Annotated in this window: 14 protein-coding genes and 2 pseudogenes; 9 read left to right on the plus strand and 7 right to left on the minus strand. The window is 71.6% G+C overall.

Annotated features, from left to right (window positions below):
* Positions 1 to 21: 21 nt before the first annotated feature.
* Complete coding sequence (locus ACZ7LU_RS02220) at positions 22 to 600, minus strand: TetR/AcrR family transcriptional regulator (RefSeq protein WP_471915398.1); 579 nt, start codon at positions 598 to 600, stop codon at positions 22 to 24.
* A gap of 87 nt (positions 601 to 687) precedes the next feature.
* Here ACZ7LU_RS02220 and ACZ7LU_RS02225 point away from each other — a divergent pair, with 87 nt between their 5' ends.
* From ACZ7LU_RS02225 to ACZ7LU_RS02235, 3 genes are all read left to right on the plus strand, one after another.
* Positions 688 to 1,581: an NADP-dependent oxidoreductase gene (locus ACZ7LU_RS02225; RefSeq protein WP_471915399.1), complete on the plus strand. Its 894-nt coding sequence runs from the start codon at positions 688 to 690 to the stop codon at positions 1,579 to 1,581.
* A gap of 210 nt (positions 1,582 to 1,791) precedes the next feature.
* Complete coding sequence (locus ACZ7LU_RS02230) at positions 1,792 to 2,019, plus strand: hypothetical protein (RefSeq protein ID WP_471915400.1); 228 nt, start codon at positions 1,792 to 1,794, stop codon at positions 2,017 to 2,019.
* Between the two features lie 62 nt (positions 2,020 to 2,081).
* A complete protein-coding gene (locus tag ACZ7LU_RS02235) occupies positions 2,082 to 2,765 on the plus strand; it encodes a pyridoxamine 5'-phosphate oxidase family protein (RefSeq protein ID WP_471915401.1) in 684 nt (227 codons plus the stop codon).
* A gap of 32 nt (positions 2,766 to 2,797) precedes the next feature.
* Here the strand turns inward: ACZ7LU_RS02235 and ACZ7LU_RS02240 are convergent, their stop codons facing one another.
* Together ACZ7LU_RS02240 and ACZ7LU_RS02245 are read right to left on the minus strand one after the other, a co-directional pair.
* A complete protein-coding gene (locus ACZ7LU_RS02240) occupies positions 2,798 to 4,132 on the minus strand; it encodes a hypothetical protein (RefSeq protein WP_471915402.1) in 1,335 nt (444 codons plus the stop codon).
* Positions 4,114 to 5,382, minus strand: coding sequence for a hypothetical protein (locus ACZ7LU_RS02245; protein ID WP_471915403.1), 1,269 nt, complete (start codon positions 5,380 to 5,382; stop codon positions 4,114 to 4,116). The genes ACZ7LU_RS02240 and ACZ7LU_RS02245 overlap by 19 nt, the downstream gene beginning before the upstream one ends.
* Positions 5,383 to 5,566: 184 nt before the next feature.
* On the opposite strand from ACZ7LU_RS02245, the gene ACZ7LU_RS02250 reads away from it, so the two are divergent.
* Positions 5,567 to 8,116: a polysaccharide lyase family 8 super-sandwich domain-containing protein gene (locus ACZ7LU_RS02250; protein ID WP_471915404.1), complete on the plus strand. Its 2,550-nt coding sequence runs from the start codon at positions 5,567 to 5,569 to the stop codon at positions 8,114 to 8,116.
* A 33-nt stretch (positions 8,117 to 8,149) separates the two neighbouring features.
* Here ACZ7LU_RS02250 and ACZ7LU_RS02255 read toward each other — a convergent pair whose 3' ends face one another.
* Both ACZ7LU_RS02255 and ACZ7LU_RS02260 read right to left on the minus strand, forming a co-directional pair.
* Complete coding sequence (locus tag ACZ7LU_RS02255) at positions 8,150 to 8,344, minus strand: ferredoxin (RefSeq protein ID WP_468085382.1); 195 nt, start codon at positions 8,342 to 8,344, stop codon at positions 8,150 to 8,152.
* 27 nt (positions 8,345 to 8,371) lie between these two features.
* Positions 8,372 to 9,589, minus strand: coding sequence for a cytochrome P450 (locus ACZ7LU_RS02260; RefSeq protein WP_471915405.1), 1,218 nt, complete (start codon positions 9,587 to 9,589; stop codon positions 8,372 to 8,374).
* Between the two features lie 348 nt (positions 9,590 to 9,937).
* On the opposite strand from ACZ7LU_RS02260, the gene ACZ7LU_RS02265 reads away from it, so the two are divergent.
* Positions 9,938 to 10,540 carry a GNAT family N-acetyltransferase gene (locus tag ACZ7LU_RS02265; protein WP_471915406.1) on the plus strand — a complete coding sequence of 201 codons (603 nt, stop codon included), beginning with the start codon at positions 9,938 to 9,940 and terminating at the stop codon, positions 10,538 to 10,540.
* 11 nt (positions 10,541 to 10,551) lie between these two features.
* Positions 10,552 to 11,313 (plus strand): class I SAM-dependent methyltransferase, encoded by a 762-nt coding sequence (locus ACZ7LU_RS02270; protein WP_471915407.1) that lies wholly within the window; start codon positions 10,552 to 10,554, stop codon positions 11,311 to 11,313.
* A gap of 10 nt (positions 11,314 to 11,323) precedes the next feature.
* On the opposite strand, the gene ACZ7LU_RS02275 is transcribed toward ACZ7LU_RS02270, so the two are convergent.
* Positions 11,324 to 11,785: a winged helix-turn-helix transcriptional regulator gene (locus ACZ7LU_RS02275; protein WP_470982515.1), complete on the minus strand. Its 462-nt coding sequence runs from the start codon at positions 11,783 to 11,785 to the stop codon at positions 11,324 to 11,326.
* A gap of 165 nt (positions 11,786 to 11,950) precedes the next feature.
* Between ACZ7LU_RS02275 and ACZ7LU_RS02280 the strand changes: the two are divergent.
* Both ACZ7LU_RS02280 and ACZ7LU_RS02285 read left to right on the plus strand, forming a co-directional pair.
* Positions 11,951 to 13,201 (plus strand): annotated as a pseudogene (locus ACZ7LU_RS02280) (MFS transporter); the annotation flags it as partial.
* Positions 13,202 to 13,242: 41 nt separating this feature from the next.
* Positions 13,243 to 13,698: pseudogene (locus tag ACZ7LU_RS02285) on the plus strand (ribosome small subunit-dependent GTPase A); the annotation flags it as partial.
* Between the two features lie 844 nt (positions 13,699 to 14,542).
* Here the strand turns inward: ACZ7LU_RS02285 and ACZ7LU_RS02290 are convergent.
* The gene (locus ACZ7LU_RS02290; protein ID WP_471915408.1) at positions 14,543 to 17,221 is read right to left on the minus strand and encodes a hypothetical protein; all 2,679 of its coding nucleotides are present in this window, start codon (positions 17,219 to 17,221) and stop codon (positions 14,543 to 14,545) included.
* Between the two features lie 268 nt (positions 17,222 to 17,489).
* Between ACZ7LU_RS02290 and ACZ7LU_RS02295 the strand changes: the two genes are divergently transcribed.
* Positions 17,490 to 17,702, plus strand: a complete 213-nt coding sequence (locus ACZ7LU_RS02295) for a hypothetical protein (protein WP_471915409.1) — start codon at positions 17,490 to 17,492, stop codon at positions 17,700 to 17,702.
* The last annotated feature ends 821 nt before the right edge of the window (positions 17,703 to 18,523 follow it).

Below are 18,523 nucleotides of genomic sequence, written 5' to 3' on the forward strand. Positions count from 1 at the left end.
GAGTCCTTCCCGGTGGGTCCCTCAAGAAGGGCCCGCGGCCCGCCAAGCTGCTTCGATCATCTGGAAGATCTCGTCCACCGCGGCCTCCGGGTCATCCGCCTCGCGGGCCACGGAGTAGGCGTCGACCGCGAACCTCGCGATCGTGCGGCAGGCCGTGTCGGTCCGCGACAGACCGGGCTCGGCGGCGATGGCGGCCGCCAGCGCCTCCGCGTGGCGCAGCCTCATCGACTCCTCGTACTTCCGCAGGGCGGCCGTCTCCTCGATCATGCGCCAGACCGGGGCGGCGCCGTCCGCCGTGCAGTGCCGCACCAGTGCGTGGATCTCGCGTCGCAGCGCGGGGATGAGCGGCTCGTGCGGCGCCCGGTCGGTGACCGCCCGCGCGAGGCGCTGCTCGAAGTCCTCGTCCTGCTCGAACACCAGCGCCTCTTTCGAGGCGAAGTGGGAGAAGACCGTGGTCACGGCCACGTCGGCCTCGGCGGCCACGTCCCGGATGCCCACCGCCTCGTAGCCGCGTTCCAGGAAGAGCCGCAGGGCGGTGTCAGCGATCTTCTGACGGGTCGCGGCCTTCTTGCGCTCGCGGCGTCCGGTCGGCACGGTCATGCGCGCACGCTACCAAATGCAAAACTGAAGCTGTTAGGGAAAGCTATTCGTTGTGAAACGCTAACCGTTAGTGTTAGCGTCCGCCGCATGAAGAAAGTGAGCTTCGCCGAGTTCGGCGGCCCGGACGTCCTGCACCTCATCGACGCCGAGGAGCCCCACGCGGGCCCCGGCCACATACGCATCGCCGTGCGGGCGGCGGGTGTGAACCCCGTCGACTGGCGGGTCAGGGAGGGCCAGGTCCTGTCGGCCCATCCGATCGAGCTGCCCGCCGGAGTCGGCCTCGATGCCGCCGGGGTGGTGGACGAGGTCGGCGAGGGTGTCGAAGGGGTGCGGGTCGGAGACCACGTGTTCGGCGAAGGGGCGAGCACGTACGCGGAGTTCGCCGTGCTGTCGGCGTGGGCGCTGATGCCGGAGGGGCTGACGTTCGAAGAGGCTGCCGGGTACCCCTCCGTGGTGGAGACCGCGCTGCGCGTCCTCCGCGAGGTCGGCGTCCTGCCCGGTCAGACGCTGCTGGTCAGCGGCGCGTCAGGGGGAGTGGGGTCGGCGGTGCTGCAGATCGCCCGCGAGCGCGGCATCACGGTCATCGGCACGGCCGGGGCCGCGAACCAGGACTATCTGCGGGGCCTGGGCGCCCTCGCCACGACGTACGGGGAGGGGTGGGTCGAGCGAGTGCGGGCCCTCGGCCGGGTCGACGCGGCCCTCGACCTCGCGGGCTCGGGTGTGCTCCGCGAGCTCGTCGAGCTGACCGGCGACCCACGGAAGGTGGTCTCCATCGCCGACCTCACGGCGCCGGAGCACGGCGTCCGGTTCTCCGGTGCGGCCGGCAGCGTGCCGGACGCACTCGCCGAGGCCGCCGACCTCATCTCGCGTGGAAGGCTCCACATCCCGGTCGACAAGTCGTACGCGCTGGCCGACGCCGCGGCGGCACACATCGACAGCCAGGCCGGCCATACGCGCGGACGCCGGGTACTGGTCGTCTGAGGCCCGAGAGGGGAGGGCGACCTCCCCCGTGGGGCGGACCCGGCCGCGACTTCCGGACGATGCCGGGGTACGGGGCGGGAGGCGACGATCAAGACGCGTGCCACCGCACGTATCCCATGCAACAGATGCCGTGTCGTGACGCGCCTTGCATGCCGTGGCGCGCCTTGCCTGCCATGACGGGCCGTCACACGCCGAGATCGGAGCCTGACCGTGCTGAACCAGACCGCGATGAACCAGGCCGTGCTGAACCCGGCCGCGACGAACCCGGCCGCGATGAAGTGGACCCTGCGAGCCGTCGCCACCCTCGCCATCGTCGCCGCGATCGCCGCGCCAGTCGCCGTGCCCGCGCCTGACGCACCCGCCGCGCCCGACACGGCGGTCGCCGCCCCCGCACCCACCGCTGCCCTGGCCGCCCCACCCGCCCCCGACGCTCGGTAACTTGTCGCGTCGTGAACGATGACCATGAGCATCCTCAGCCTCAGCCCCAGCCCCAAGCAACTGTGGGAGACACTGCCACGCTCCCCGCCGTCCTGCCCCTCACCGACCGCACCCGCCACCGCCGCCTGCGCGAACAGGGCAGTCTGGACCGTGCCGACCTGGAGGCGATCCTCGACGCGGGCTTCGTCTGCCACCTCGGCGTCGTCGTCGACGGCCACCCGATGGTCGTGCCCACCGTGTACGGTCGTGACGACACCCACCTCTTCCTGCACGGCTCCGTCGCCAGCCGCAGCCTGGCGGCCGACCCCGAGGCGCCGGTCTGCGTCACCGTGACGCACGTCGACGGGCTGATACTCGCCCGTTCGGTGTTCGAACACGGCGTCAGCTACCGCAGCGCGATGATCCACGGCGTCCCGCGCCGGGTGACCGACCCCGAGGAGAAGCTGCGCGGCCTGCGGCTGCTCACCGAGCACGCGACCCCGGGCCAGTGGGACTACGCCCGCCGCCCCAGCCGCAAGGAACTCGCCGCGACCACCCTGCTGGCCCTCTCCCTCGCGGAGGCCTCGGTCAAGACGGCGGCGGGGCCACCGGACGACGGCGACGGCCCGGACGCCGGACTCGACGTCTGGGCCGGCAACCTGCCGCTCACGGCCACCTGGGGCGAACCGGTGCCGGACCCGCTGCTGCGGACAGGGATCGCACTCCCGCCGCACATCGCCGGGCGGGCCGGGACCCGGCAGGGGTGAGGGAGGAGGCCGCCCGGCCCGGCCGGGGGGGCTCAGGGCAGGGCCGGGGCTTCGCAGTCGTGCGCGCGGGCCGAGTGGCGGGCGAACTCCGCCAGCGCGGCCCGCTCGTACTCCAGGTCGGCCGCGGACGGCTTGGCCCGGTCCTTCCCGTACGTGCCGGAACGGTCCCCGTGCCAGGCCTCCTCGTCCCGGACCGTGAACAGCGCAGGGCCGCTCCCGTCCCGGCACGCCGCGGTCGCCCAGTGGCCGCCGCCCGCCAGCCGGCCCGCCGGGGCCTCGCCGGGGACCGGCTTCTCGGTGTACTCGCCGTGGCGTTCCTGGTGGGCGAGCCGTTCGGCCTCCGCGTACGGGCCGTAGAAGGCGACGAGGTGGTAGCGGCGCACCTCGTCCGCCGCGCCCGTACCCGTACCCGTCTCCGTCCTCGTCCCCGGCAGGTCGGGCCCTTCGCCCGCCACGACGCACACCTCGACGGGAGCGCCGGAGCTCGCGCTCTCCCATGCCCGGGACAGCCGCCCGCCCCGGCCGGGGACACCCCGGCAGGTCCTGGACGCGTCGGCGAGCGGCACGCTCTCCTCGGCGTTGACGGGGAGCGCCACCGTACGCGGCGGCTTGCCCGCCTCGGCGTCGCAGCCCCACTTCGCCGACGCCTTCGCGGCCGTCGCGGTGGCGATCCGCGCGACGGCGGTGCGGCGGCGCGGGTCGTCCAGCGTGACGTCCTCGTCCTGCGCCGCGACCGTGACGAGGAGCCCACCGCGGTCCCCGGCACAGTCGAGGAGCGTCACCGCGGTCCCCCGGCTGTCGCCGTCGGAATCGCTCGTGAAGGATTCACCGGTCGAGAACAGGCCCCGCCAGCCGCCGCCGAGCCCCACGGGCGGCAGCTCGGTCTCCGGCTCCGGGTACAACGGGCCCTCGCCGTAACCTCGTCCGGCCTCACGGTCGGCGCCGGCCTCGGCCGCGGTTCCGTCGCCGCGCCGCTGCGGCACGCTCTGCACGGTGATCTCGACCTCGGCCTCGCCCCCGGCGCCGCCCGCCACGGAAGCACCGTCACCACTGACGCTGCACGTGACCGTGCGCCTCACGTCCTTCTCCCCGTCCCCGGCGCTGTCCGAGGCCCGGTGCGCCGATCGCACGTCCACCCGGCCTGGCCCCGTCCCGAACGGCCCGTCGCCGAGGACGTCCCGCATCTCCCGCGAGGGCAGCACGCCTTCGCAGGCCTCGTCGAGCACCCGCTGCGCCACGCGGCGCTCGTGCGGGCCGCCCCACCAGTAGAAGCCGCCCGCGGCCAGGGCAAGGGCGACGAGCGCCCCGCAGGACGACAGGACCGCGCGCCCCGTCCTCGTCCGCCAGGTCAGTCCCGCTCGCGCCACTCCGCCACCTCTCCCACGATCTTCGTCCCACGGCAGTGCGAACGGCGGGGCCACCCGTCGGGCGCCGCCAGATAGCGGTCGAGCACGGCCCGCGCCTGCCGGGAGATCCGCCGCTGGTCCTTCGGGCCGAGGACGACCTCGTCCTCCTCCGGCCCGCGGCCGAAGTCGAACGCGGGGGTCACCGTCACGCGGTGATAGGTCGGCCCCGCCACGCACGCGGACCGCGCCCACAGGGCGAGTCGAGGGTCGTCCCCCGACCGTTCGACCGTCACGGGCTTGTCGTGCGCGGCCGGCGTCCCGGGGCCGGGCCCCGGCGCCTTCTCCGCGTGGTCCTCGTAGGCGCCGCGGGCGAGGACGCCCGACCAGCTCTCCACGTCCGCCGCCACGACCGCGAGGTGGTCGGGGGAGCCCGCGGTGTCGTCCCACCGGCCGCCGCACGCGCCGGCGCGCCGGCTGTACGCCGAGTCGTTCCCGTCGAACGTCCACTCGCCGGGGGCCAGCCGCTGCGCCTCGGGGGAGAGCCAGGCGCAGAGCTTCGGCGCCTTGTCCGGGGCGCTGCCGGGCTCGGTGCGCAGCGGCTCGCTGCCGCATCCCTGCTTGCGGGTCACCCAGTTGGCGATCTTCGCGGCGGTCCGGGCGGTGGCGAGCCGGTCGGCCTCGGGAATGTCGGACTCGTCGGCGTACTCCCCGGCCTCGGACGGCAGGTCCACCGACACGAGCAGGTCCCGCGTGGACCGGCCCCGCCCCTCCAGCCCCTTCGGGCAGTCGACGAGCAGGGACGCCGCGACCGAGTCGCCGTCCCAGCGGTCCACGGCGCCCACACCGCCCGCCGCGCTCGGCGGGAGAGGCAGGCCGAAGTCGCCCGTCAGCGCCGCCGGTGACATACGCTCCGGCACCGCCTCGGCCCGCACCCGCGCCTGGACGTCCGCCTCCGACGTCCCGCCGTCGCCGCCCCAGGCCAGCGTGCAGTCGAGCAGCGCGCGGCTCTCCTGCCGGGGGTGCAGCAGCGTCCCGAACTCGTCCAGTACGCCACGCTCGTCGTCCGGCACGGAGGCGTACAGCTCCTCCCGGAGCAGGCCCGCGCAGCCCCGCGCAACCAGTTCCCGGTTGGTGTCGAGCCGGTCCTCCCGCTCCTCGGCCCGCGACACGGCGACCCAGGTCACCGACGACGCGGCCAGCAGCGTCACCGCCAGCACGGCCACCAGCCAGGTGCGCCGCCGCACCGTGCGCGGCGAGCCTCCCTCGGGCACGGCGCTCCCCTTCCCCCGTGAACGGCGCCCAGCGCGGCACCATGATCGGAGTGGACGCTATCAATCCGCCCGGGCCTCCCCGGCCGGGGACCCTTGTCGCCGGTCGGGGCGTCTGCTTGACTCCGCTCGCCGCACGCCCCCGGAACGCCACGCATGCCGTCGTACGCCGTCGTTGGAGGCCGTCATGGAGCTCACCCGCAGACGCCTGCTGTCCGCCCTGTCGGCCGCCGGTCTCCTGGCGGTGGTCCCCGTGGGCCGGCTGACCGCCGCCGCGAGCGAGGCGGGCCGCGCCCGGCTCCTCGCCAACACCGTGGCGGTCTTCGCCGGTACCGCCGCGTCCAACGCGCGCCCCGAGGCGGCCGCGAAGCTCGCCGCCGTCGAGCGGACCGCGCGGGCCGACCTGAAGGCGATGGACGACGCCGGCGAGGGCGAGCTCTTCGCGGGCCTGGTGCTCGGCACCGACGAGGCCAACCTGAACACCGCCTACCGCAGGCTGTACGAGATCGCCCTGGCCACCCGCACGCCGGGCCTCCCCGCCGACCTGTACGACAACCGGGCCGTGCGGCGCCGGGTGATCGACGCTCTCGCCTGGCTGCACGAGCGCTACTACGGGGACCAGGCCAAGGGCTACTACGGCAACTGGTTCCACTGGGAGATCGGCATCTCGCAGCACGTCAGCAAGACCCTCGTGCTGCTCGCCGACGAAGTGGCCGCCCACCGCCCCGACCTGCTGCCCGCCTACGTCGCCTCGATGGACGCCTACCTGCGCAACGGCACCGACGGCGACGTGGACCTCGACTCGCGCTTCCACACCGGCGCCAACCTCGCCGACATCACCACCAACCGGATCCTCCAGGGAGCCCTCCTGGGCGAGCCGGGGGAGGCGCGGATCCGCAAGGCCCTCACCGACCAGCTGACGGTCTTCCTCACCATCGACCCCTACCGGCTGCGGCACGGCGTGACCGACGGCCACTACGCCGACGGCTCCTTCATCCAGCACGCGTCCGTCGCGTACACCGGCTCGTACGGGAAGGGCTTGCTCACCCGCGTCGTACAGACCCTCAAGATCCTCGAAGGCACCGGGTTCGCGCACGGCGAGGAGCTCGTGCCGACCGTGTACGGCTGGGTGCGGAACGGTTTCGCCCCGCTGATCTTCGAGGGCTGGATGATGGAGATCGTCAAGGGCCGGGCGGTGTCGCGCCCCGACTCCGGGTACACCGACGTGGCAGTGGTCGTCGAGGCCGTCGTCGACCTGTCCTCACTCGCGACGGGCGCCGCGGCCACCGGCCTCAAGAGCTACGTCAAACACGTCAGGGCCACCTCGCGCACCGCCCTGGACCCGGCCCGCTTCGTCTCACCGGTCAGCGTCGTCCGCTACGCCGACATCCTCGGCGACACCGCCGTCCCGCCCGCAGACCTCAACCCGGCCGCCCGCAGCGTCGCGTTCAACGCCATGGACAAGACCGTGCACCGCAGGCCGGGTTACGCCTTCGCGCTCGCGCGGAGCTCCGACCGGATCAGCAAGTACGAGTACATGAGCGGCGAGAACCTCATGCCGTGGTTCCAGGGCGACGGCGCGTACTACCTCTACCTCTCCGGGCAGGACCAGACCCGGGCGTACGGCGTCGACTACTACACCACGGTCTCGCCGTACGGCCTCGCGGGCGTCACCGCGCCGGTCGAACAGCGGCGCACGGTACCGGAGTTGTACGGCAAGCCGTTCTACGACAACCCCGGCCACCCCCTCCACTTCACCTCCTCCTCCGAGTCGCAGAACAAGTACGTCTACTTCCCGCGCGGCACTGCCCGGTACTCGGGCGGTGCCGTCCTCGGGGCGTACGGCGCGGCGGGGATGGTGCAGTCCGACGACGCGGCGTACCGCGACCGGGCGCTGCTGCCCGACGACTTCGTGGTGTACCGGAACGCGACGGCGACGAAGTCGTGGTTCCTGCTCGACGAGGAGATCGTGGTGCTCGCCGCGGACGTCGGCGACGCGGCGGGGCGCGCCGTCACCACGACCGTCGACGCCCGCATCGCGGCCGCCGACGACCGGATCACCCTCACCGGCATGCTCCGCGACGGCCGCCCCTGGACCGGCCCCGGCACCGCCGACCTGCGCTGGCTGCGCTACGCCAACGCCACGGAGGGTACCGCGGTCGGCTACATCCTCCTCGACACCCCGCGGGTGCGGGTCACCCTGGACCGGGTCACCCGCAGCCGCAGGGCCGTGCGCACCGCCAACCCCGATACGGCGGTGACGCGTTCGGTGTTCGGCGTCACTGTCGACGGGGCGGCGGGCGTCCGACCCGCGCGGCTTGCCTACGCGTTGGTGCCGAACGCCGACGACGACCGGTTGCGCGCCCACCGCCATGGGCCGCTCAAGGTCCTCGCCAACTCCCGTCACCTGCAAGCCGTCTCCCACGCGGGGCTCGGCATCACGGCCGCCAACTCCTTCACCCGGGGGTGGCACGAGACCGCGGGCGTGCGCGTGCACGGCCCGGCCTCGGTCATCGTGCGCCGCCAGGCCGCGAAGGGGCGCAGGACCGTCTCCGTCGCGGTGTCCGACCCGACGACGGACCGGAGCGCCGTGACGGTCCTGCTCCGCGGCCGCCCCCTGCGCAAGGTGACCGCGGATCCACAGGTCCGGGTGAGCAGGGCCCCTGGCGGCACCCGGATCGAGGTGGACACCCACCACGCGTACGGCGGAAGCTTCACGGCCACGCTCGAAGAGTGAAGCCCCTGTCACTGTCTATGTATTGATGGCGCATCAGTCTGGCTCGACGCTGATCGCCTGCACCGGGCACGCCCGCGCGGCCTCCCGTACCAGCGGGTCCCCGCCACCGTCCTGGCGGCCGGGCAGCACCTCGCTGAGGCCGTCGTCGTCCTGGGTGAAGACGCTCGGCGCGGTGAGCGCACACATGCCCGCGCCCACGCACCGGTCCTTGTCGACGTGAATCGTCACGCGCTCCAGCTCCACGGTGGCCGCCCCCTACCAGGTGACGGGGAGTTCGAGCATCCCCTGGATCGTGTCGCCCGGCTTGAAGGGGATGTCCTCCGGAGGCGCCGCGAGGCGCAGCCCCGGCAGGCGTTCGAAGAGGCTCCCCAGCGCGATCTCCATCTCGGCCCGGGCGAGGTTCTGGCCCAGGCACTGGTGGATGCCGAAGCCGAAGGCGAGGTGGTGCCGGTCGGCGCGGTGCCAGTCCAGGCCCTCCGGATCCTCGTACACCGTGCCGTCACGGTTGATGAGGGACGTGGCGAAGATGACGCCGTCGTGCTCGCGGATGGTGCCTGCGGAGGTCTCGATGTCCTCCTTCGCCACCCGCAGCAGCCCGTCTGCGATGGACAGGAAGCGCAGCAGCTCCTCGACGGCGGCCGGCATCAGCGGCGGGTCGGCGCGCAGCCCGGCCCGCAGTTCGGCGAGCCGCTCGGGGTGCTGGAGCAGCGTGAACGTGCCGAGGGAGATCATGTTCGCCGTCGTCTCGTGCCCGGCGATCAACAGGATGGTGGCGAGTCTGACCAGCTCGTCCCGGTCCACCGCGCCCGACGCGAGCTGCTGCTGGATGAGTTCGTCGAGCAGTCCGTCGCCCGGGGCGGCGCGCTTGAGGTCGATCAACTCGTAGAAGTACGCGTCCAGTTCCTCCCGCGCCTGCTGCGTGTCGTCGGGGGTGGGCCCGCGCAGCAGCCGCCGCGACTGCTCCTCGAAGAACTCGTGGTCGGCGTAGGGCACCCCCAGCAGGGTGCAGATGACCATCGAGGGGACAGGCAGCGCGAACGCGCTCACCAGCTCGGCGGGCGGCCCCTGTTCGACCATGTCGTCGAGGAGCAGGTCGACCGTCGCCTGGATCTGCGGGCGCAGGGCCGCGATCCGCTTGACGGAGAAGCTGGGGATCAGCATGCGGCGCTGGGTGTTGTGCTCCGGGTCGTCGACGCCGAGCAGGGCGACGCGGCGATCGCGGAGCCGGGCGAAGCGTTCCGTCGGGATGGGGAAGGCCTCGTTCTCGCGGTCCGCGGACAGCCGCGGGTCGACGAGCAGCTCACGCGCCGCCGCCCGCCCGGTGACCAGCCAGACGGAACGGCCGTCGAACAGACTGACGCGGGAGAACGGCGGGTCCTCGCGCAGCGGTGCGTAGGCGGTGGGCGGGTGGTACGGACACGTGCGGTCCTGGGGGAAGGTGATGGATTCGATCGGCTTCGTCGTCTCGGCCATGGAAGCACCTCGCAAGTGCGGTTCGTCCCTGATCCATCCCCATTGGATGGCTGAGGCAACTAATTCGTCCACGACAAGACCGGCCACATCGCCGGGGCGCCACATCTGTCCGGAACAGCCCCCTCCGCTCAACCTGTCTGCGTCTATGGCCCCAGTACGGCGTCTATGGCCCCAGTACGGCTCCGCGACGGACCGGCGCGTGCAGCCCGGCGGGCGCGGGCGGCGAGCCCGGCCTCCTCTTCGCCTCGCGACCGCCGTCGGTCACTGCCGACGGACAAATTCCGGCCGAGTGCGCGCACAGTCGTGCGAAGATCCGGAGCGACCGAGCGGCCACTGTGGAGGAAGAGGATGTTCGCGATACCCCTGGGTGACGCAGGCGATGGAGGCGACGGGGCCGAACTGCGGCCGCTGGAGCCCTGGCAGGCCGAGGAGTTCCTCGCTCACATGGACCGTGGCCGCGACTTCATCGGCCGCTACGTCGGGCTCCCCGACATCACGGCCGACCTGGACTCCGCCCGCTCCTGGCTCCAGGCGTACGCCGACAAGGCCGCCGCGGACACCGGCCGGCTGTACGGCATCCGGCTCGACGGACGACTCGTCGGCGGTGTCCTCCTCCGGGCCTTCGACGCGGCGGCGGGCACCTGCGAAGTCGGCTGCTGGCTGGAACCGGACGCCGCCGGACGCGGCCTCGTCACCCGCGCGGTGCGCGTCGTCATCGACTGGGCGATCGAGACCCGCGGCATCCACCGCGTGGAGTGGCTGGTGGCCCCCGAGAACACCCCGAGTGTCAATGTGGCCAAACGGCTCGGCATGAGCCGCGAGGGACTCCAGCGCGAGAACGACCCCTATCGGGGCGTACGGCAGGACACCGAGATCTGGTCGGTACTGGCACCCGAGTGGCGCGCCGCACGCGCGGCACACGCCACTCACGCCGAATCGGTCACCAACTAAGGGGGCATCACGTGGCTGACGAAGTCGACGGCACCGTAGCCGCCGAATTCGGGCATCCCCGCCTCGCGGCGCTCTACGACGCGCTCGACCCCGACCGCGGCGACCTCGACCCGTATCTCCGCATGGCGGAGGAGTCCGGGGTGCGCCGGGTCCTCGACATCGGCTGCGGCACCGGCGTGTTCGCGCTGCTCCTGGCCGCGCGCGGGGTCGACGTCGTCGGCGTCGACCCCGCGGAGGCCTCCCTCGATGTGGCCCGCGCCAAGCCGGGCGGCGATCGGGTGCGCTGGCTCCACGGCGACGCGACCGCGCTGCCGCCGCTGCGCGTCGATCTCGCGACCATGACGGCGAACGTCGCCCAGGAGATCACCGATCCGGACGCGTGGCGCGAGACCCTGCGAGGCGCTCGTGAGGCGCTGCGCCCGGGCGGGCACCTGGTCTTCGAGACCCGGGACCCGGCCCGCCGCGCCTGGGAGAACTGGCACCGCGAGGCCACGCACGGCGTCACGGAGGTCCCCGGTGTGGGGGCGGTCGAGAGCTGGGTGGAGGTGACGGAGGTCAACGGCCCGCTGGTGTCGTTCCGTTGGACCTACGTCTTCACCGCCGACGGCGAGGTGCTGACGTCGGACTCGACGCTGCGCTTCCGTGACCGCGCGGAGGTCGAGGCGGAACTGTCCGCTGGAGGTTACGTGTTGGACGCCGTCCGCGACGCGCCGGACCGGCCGGGCCGGGAGCTGGTGTTCGTGGCGCACCGGCCGGGGGAGGACCGCGACTGACGGCCGGGCCTCAACTCCTGTCGTCGGGAGTGACCTTGTGGACGACGGTGTCGTCCGGGCGCAGCCGTCGTCCGTCCGCGGCCAGCACGTCGAGTGCGCGCAGAGGCTGCCCCTGTCGGCGGTCCACCAGCTCCGAGTGCGGTTCGCCGGGGGCGAAGAAGTTCTCCTCGCCCCACTGCCGCAGGGCGACGATGACGGGGAAGAGCGCCTCGCCCTTCGCGGTCAGTACGTACTCGCGGTAGGCGCTGCCGTCCGAGGCCGGGACGGATTCGAGGATGCCGCCGGCGACCAGCGTGCGCAGGCGTGCGGTGAGGATGTTCTTCGCCACGCCGAGGCTCCGCTGGAACTCCCCGAAGCGCCGGCTTCCGTCGAAGGCGTCCCGCACGATCAGCAGGGACCACCAGTCGCCGATCGCGTCCACCGACCGGGCGACGGGGCACTCGCTGTCGTCGAAGCGGGTCCTGCTCACCATGGCGTCCCTCACTCTCGTGTACTCGTGTCTCTCGCGTCCGGCACTCCCGCATCCGGCACTCCCGCACCCGGCGCTCCCACCTGGTTGCAACATGCTACCAAGGCGGTTACCGTCGACGCCGTCGCCACTGGTGGCAAGATGCAACCACGTACGGAGGGGGTGCCCATGTCCGGCAACTGTGCGGCCGTGCCGCGACGGACCGAGGCCGAGAGAGAAGGCGGAGAGGGCTCCGCGTACGTCCTGTCCCGCGGCGTCGTCGCCCTGTTCGCCGTCGCCTGCGGTGCCGCGGTGGCCAACGTCTACTTCTCCCAGCCGCTCCTGGTCGCCATGGGCCACGACCTCGCCATGAGCCCGGCACTCGTCGGCGGCGTGGTCACGCTCACGCACGTCGGCTACGGCCTCGGACTCTTCTTCCTCGTGCCGCTGGGCGACATGGCCGACCGCAGGCGGCTCGTCGTCGCCCAACTGCTGCTCCTCGTGGCCGCGTTGGCCGTAGTCGCCACCGCCCCCACGGCTGCGACACTGCTCGTGGGCGTGGCCGCGACCGGGCTCCTCGCGGTCGTCACACAGACCCTGGTGGCCTTCGCGGCGTCACTGGCACCCGCCGCCGGGCGCGGCCGCGTCGTCGGCCTCGTCACCAGCGGCGTCGTCATCGGCATCCTGCTCGCCCGCACCGCCTCCGGCCTGATGGCCGATCTCGCGGGCTGGCGCTCCGTCTACGCCGCCTCGGCGTCGCTCACCGCCCTGCTCGCCCTGGTCCTGTACCGCGTACTGCCGCGCCACGGCGTCGTCCCGCCGACGACCCTGCGCTACGGCCAACTCCTGCGCTCCACGGTCACCTTGTTCGCACAGGAACGAATCCTGCGCCTGCGGGCCCTCTTCGGCCTGCTGGTCTTCGCCGCGTTCAGCACCCTGTGGAGCAGCGTCGCGCTGCCGCTCAGCGAAGCGCCGTACTCCCTGTCCCACAGCGCGATCGGGGCGTTCGGACTGATCGGTGTCGTCGGCGCCCTGGCCGCGGGCGTGGCGGGCCGCCTGAACGACCGCGGGCTCTCCCGGCGCACCACCGGCATCGCCCTGGCGTTGCTCACCGTCTCCTGGCTGCCGTTGGCCTTCACCCGCAGCTCGCTCTGGGCCCTGGCAGCCGGCGTGATCCTCCTCGACCTCGCCGTGCAGGCGGTCCACGTCACCAACCAGACCCTGATCTACGCGCTGCACCCGGAGGCGGGAAGCCGTCTGATCGGCGGCTACATGGTCTTCTACTCGATCGGCAGCGCCACCGGCGCCCTGGCCGCCACCTCCCTCTACGCGGCGGCCGGCTGGGGCGCCGTCTGCGCGCTGGGCGCCACGCTCAGCTTCCTGGGCCTCGCGTTGTGGGCGTTCACCGGGCACAACACCACGGAATCCGGGGCGCGGAAAGCAGTCACCCCTTGTCTTCCTCTTGATCCTTCTCCTCTTCCCTGCCGTTCTCCTCTCTTGAGGGTTCGCTCGGTTCCTTCCTCCTCAGCGCCTATGGCTGGGACGCCTACTGGGAAACCGAGTTCGCGCCGTACGCGGCGCGAGGTCTCGTGGCCGGGCGCGTCCTCCGGGTCGACCGCGGTCAGTGCGACGTCGTCACCGCCGAGGGAACCGTGCGGGCCGACACCGAGTTCGTCACCCCGCGCGACCCGCTGAAGGTCGTGTGCACCGGCGACTGGGTCGCCGTCGACCCGGACAGCGCCGACCCCCGCTACGTACAGGCGTATCTGCCGCGACGCACGTCCTTCGTACGGTCCACCTCGTCCAAGCGGTCCGAGGGACAGGTCCTCGCGGCCAACGTCGACCACTCGATCATCGCGGTGCCGCTCACCGCTGAGCTCGACCTCGCGCGGATCGAGCGCTTCCTCGCCCTCGGCTGGGAGTCGGGCGGGCAGCCGCGACGGAACATCGACCTTCTCGGGCCGCTCGTGCGGGCAGTCGATGGCGATCGCGGTGGCTGACGGGGGAACGGCAATCTCTCCGCGCTGGTCGCAGGGCCGAGCAGTGACGGCGCTAAAGCCAGTATGGCTGCGTACAGGGGCGGGTATGGTGCTGAGGTCGTCGATACGTATGGCGACGTGGCTCCAAGCGGCCATCAGTGGCCTCCTGCGAGCGGTGGTTGAGCGAGCCGATCGGCAGGTCCAGGACCAGAGGATTGCGGTTATGGCGATGACGGTGTCGGGGTAGGCGTAGCCGCGCTTACCGTAGCGAGTGGCCACCGCGCGGGTCTACTGCAAGGGGGTGATTGTCAGTTCGACGGTGTTGTGCTTCTTGTGCCGCGCTTCATCAAGGTCCGGTGGCCCTCATCCGTATTGTCTCCCGCAGTTGAGCTGGCCAACTGTCGGTCTTTCCGGCAATCGTGCGAAGGAGACCATGGTGCCGCAAGTATTCGCGGCACAGGCGGTTGCTGTATGCCATGTCGGCCATGAGGTCGTTCCGCTTTATGCGCGGCTGACCTGGTCCAGGTCCGGGAACGCGGATCTTCGTGAGAATCGGATTGAACTGGGTGCGGTCTTCCCTCCGAACTACAGTGACGATCAGGGACAACGGGCACCAGTGGCCGTCCGCCCAGGTGGAGCTCGCTGGTACATCCGCCGCGCGAGCAGCCCAGGTCCTCGCTTCCAGCAAAACCTCCGCAAGGGGTCGAAGAGGCTCTGCGGGGTGTCTCATCCTGGTTTTCCACCCCCACGGCTCTGCTCGAAGCGAGTGACGATCAATGGGACAGTCCTAGTCAGCCGTGGCCTATTTGACCGTGATCCAGCCGCCGATCGCGTCGTGGCCTCTAGCCGGCTCGTGGCCTTCGCGCGGGGGAAACCAGGGGTCTGCGGGGGTGCCGTCGGGATCCAGGCCATACAGGACTAGCGAGCTCGCCCGCTCCTGTTCGCCGCGCTCCTCGTACACCTCGGCCAGCGCCCCGGCGGCTGAGACCTGGCCCGCGTCGATCGCCGTGCGGCACAGCTGCTCAGTCTCTTCCGTGTCCCCAGCTTCCCGGCGCGACCGAGCGAGTGACAGCAGCGCCGGCGCGTAGCCCCCTTCAGCCGCTCGCCGGTACAATCGCTCGGCTCCGGCCTGGTCATCGAACTGCCTCCTGCGCTGGGCGAGCCACGCTACGACGTGCAGGTCGCCTGCCTCCGCGGCTGCCAGCAGTACCGCCTCGCCCGCGCTCTCCCCCTCGGTCTGCCGGGCGTGGTCGGCGAGCACGGCGAGGCCCTGCTGACGGACCAAGTTCTCCCAGGCTGACAGGCGTGATGTGTGAGCCGGGGAGACTCCGCCGAAGTCGGCGGCCCGTCGTGCCATGCGGCACCCTTCTGCGGCGTTGATGCTGATCACGAGCTGGGCCATCATCCCCATGGTGAAGAAGTCACCTAGCTCGGCGGCTTGTTCCGCCGCGGCTACGGCCGCCGCCACGTCGTGCTGGTCGACCAGTCTCATCCTCGCGAGTTCGAAAGCGGCACTGTGGTCCCCGGCGGCGATCGCACGCTGGAATAGTCCCTCCGCCGCACCGCTGTCCCCCGCGAGCAGGTGGCGGCGGCCCATGAGGGTCAGTGCCTCCGCGTCGCCGAGCTCCGCGGCTTTCATGGCAAACCGTTCCGCCTCCTCGTCACCTCCCACGAGTTCCGGGGTCTGTGCCAGGTACAGCAGGCTCTTCGGGTCCTTCGTGCGTGTGATCTCGGGGACCAGTCGGAGAGCACCGTCGAGGTCTTGGTCCTCCAAATGCCAGTGAATGAGCGTCGCTAGCGCACCGGGGTCGCCCGCGGCGTGGGCCTTCCTGAGGAGGGCGACGGCTTCCGGATGGTAGCCGCGGTCCTTTCGGAACTGAGCCATCTCGGTCCAGGCAGGGGCGTGACCCTGTTCCGCCGCCCGTCGTCGCAGGTCGTCTGCGATCCGGTAGCGGCTCCGCTTGGCCGCGGCGTCGGCGAGTGCGTACAGATCCGCCGCGGTTCCCGCGCTCCGCGCGGCGGCCTCCCAGAAAGGTGCGCCGGGGCACAGATAGGAGCGCGTCGTACGGCCGTGATGGTCGAGGTAGTCCGCGAGTCTGCGCGTCCCCGGCCGCGCTCCCATCCCGCTGGGGTCGGGTATGCCGCCGAGCGGCGCGACGACACCCTTGACCCGAGTTCCGGCATGGGCCAGTGCCTGCCGGAACCAGTCGGGGGCGGCCTCGGCGCGCTCTGTCTCGCTCAGGTAAGTGCGGGCAGCCCCGCTTAGGAAGGCGTCGGACAGCGCAGGTCCGTGTCCGAGGCGGCGGGCGTCCATCGCGGCCGTGACGATCGCCTTGCCGTAGCGGGCCGGAACGGTATCGGACGACTCGTGGAACGCGACCAGTTCGAGGCCCGCCGCCAGCGTCTGGGCGAGTTCTCCGTCCCTGCTGGTCAGCGCAGCCGTGGACAGCGAGGGATCGGCTGTCCGTCCGAGATTGCGCATCATGTCGGCCGGGAAGGCGGCCGAGACGTGCACGATGACTCCTGCGGTCAGCAGGGCTCGGGCCTGCGCATGTAGGTCACGCAAGGGCGTCTCGGGCCGGGTGAGCAGCGCCCTCCGGTGTTCCGGCCACATGGTAGCGAGCACTACGATCGGTCCTGGCAGCTCCAGCAGTCCGCGCAGTCGGGCGGCGGCCTCCTTGCCCCGTTCCCCCGCCAGGAGCTCCTGCCCTTCGTCCAGCCACAGCACGGTACGCGGACCGATCATGTCCGCCGCGAGGAGCGCCAGAAGGCTCTCGGAGCCCTTTGGGAAGACCAGGTTCCAGTCCGGTAGGCAGGCGCGCACCGCCTCGTACGCGGCCCGGGTCTTGCCTGTGCAGGACTCGCCCTGGACGACGACGAACAGTGTGTCACCGCCCTGCGCGGTCCGGTCGAGGAGCGCTCGCAGCCGTCGGTCATGGTCGCGGGGAAGATAGGTAGGAAGCACGAAAGCGGCACCGTGGGCGGAGCTCTGCGCCCCGGAGATCGCCGGATGCACGCCGAGGTCGCGTGGTCCCCACTGGGCGACGAGGCGTGGCTGGTCGGGCAGGTCCGGGCAGCTCCGTCGCCCCCCGTGCCAGTCCTGTGTCCGACCGACGCCCGCGGCCCGCACTCTCTCCCCGGTCAATCGGGCGCGCCCCTGTGCCACCGCCATGTGCAGTGTGCGCCAAATGTCATCGTCGAACAGGTCGCGGTCCGCGTCGTCGATTCCGCCGGGGTGCCGCAGTGCGGCGGCGCGCAGCGCGTCTACCACGCCGAGCAGGTCCTCCAGCTGCTGCGGCAGCCGGCTGCCCTTCAGCCACTCCCCGACGGTCGTCTTCGCCCGGCCCCCTGCCGCCCGCGCGAGAACGGCGAGGCTAGGTTGCCCTGCCTGCCGCACGCGTGCGTGAACATCCCCGAGCCTGCGCAGCCGGGCCAAGAGATCAACCTGTGCGCTGTCTTCGCCGCGCCAGCTGTCAGGCAAAGTGTCCTCCGGCGTCCAGTCCGTCCAGCACGGAGCACTGGACGCCTTCCCGATTCTAGGCCGCCCACCAGGCACGATGCCCCGGTACATGGCGGAACCGTCCCGGACGGTCGCGCAACGCCCCGTTGGACAGGGACGTTGGCCCTGCCACGCCACCCGGCGCGGCAATCGACTGGACTGTGTCTACATCCGGTACGTCCCGGCAACTCGTGTGCCGCGGGCGTCCATGCACCCGTGACGCTGTCCTTCCAGACCGCCGGGAGTCCACATGCCCGAAGCCGCCGTCCAGACCGTCGCCCTCCTCACGCCCGTCGGCACCCTGGTGCTGCTGGCCCTACTCCTGGGGTTCGCGGGAGTGGTGCTCCCCGCGGTCTGGTCGCACCATCCGTACCGCCGTGAGGCGGCCCACCGCGTCCTCCTCCTCCTGCTCCGGGGCACCCGAGAGGCCCTGCGCTTGGTGCAGACGCTGCTGTCGCGCTGAGTTAGGGCTGCCGCACTGCGACGTGCAGGGCCACGGCTTGGAGGCAGTGGAGTAGCCGTGCCAGCCAACCCCGCCCCCAAGCCCCCGCCGTCACCATGCCGCACATGGCCCGGACCGGAACTGCGTGGTCGCCTCGGCCGCCTGCGACGCCAACGGTGCCAGTGACAGCGCGAGTTCGGACGCAGGTAGGGCGAGGGGTGCGGTCCGCTGGTACGTCTGGCGCATCCGCTTCTACGGTGAAGGCACTACCCGCCGGGTGAGGAATCCTCGTCAGTCTGCGCCACATGCGCCGCTGGCCGCGTTTGAGTCACTATTTAAGGCACTGGAACCACTGAGCGAGCCTGACGAGCCGTGGGACTACTACCGGCCCTTTCGTTCTGGGTATGAACCCAGCGAGGACGAGGTGGCTGTGGAACCGCTCCTTCAGGCTGCGATGTGCCTTGAGGGCAGTGCTCGCCACGGCGTGCTTTAACTGGTGGTCCTTGCTGCGCAAGAAGCCACTGACACGGATGCAAAGTGGTTGAAGCTTTCAGAGGGCATTGAATGGGATAAGTAGCGAGAGGCGTTCAACGCAATTCGTGAGCGGGCGCGGCTCATTGAAGCACCGACGACGTCGACAGGAAACCTGCCACGGACCTCATGCCCGCAAGGCTGATCGCTACATTGCGGGGCGCCGAGACAGAGCTCGCGGCGCCTAGGAAGATTCTTCGAAGAGCACCTGTCCCGGCACGTCGCTCGAGGCGGGGCCTGACGAGCCTGAGCGATGAGACCAGACACTCGCAATGGTAGCCAGAGTTGCAATGCACCTTAGCCAGTGCGAC

The organism is Streptomyces sp. NPDC039462, assembly GCF_055639375.1.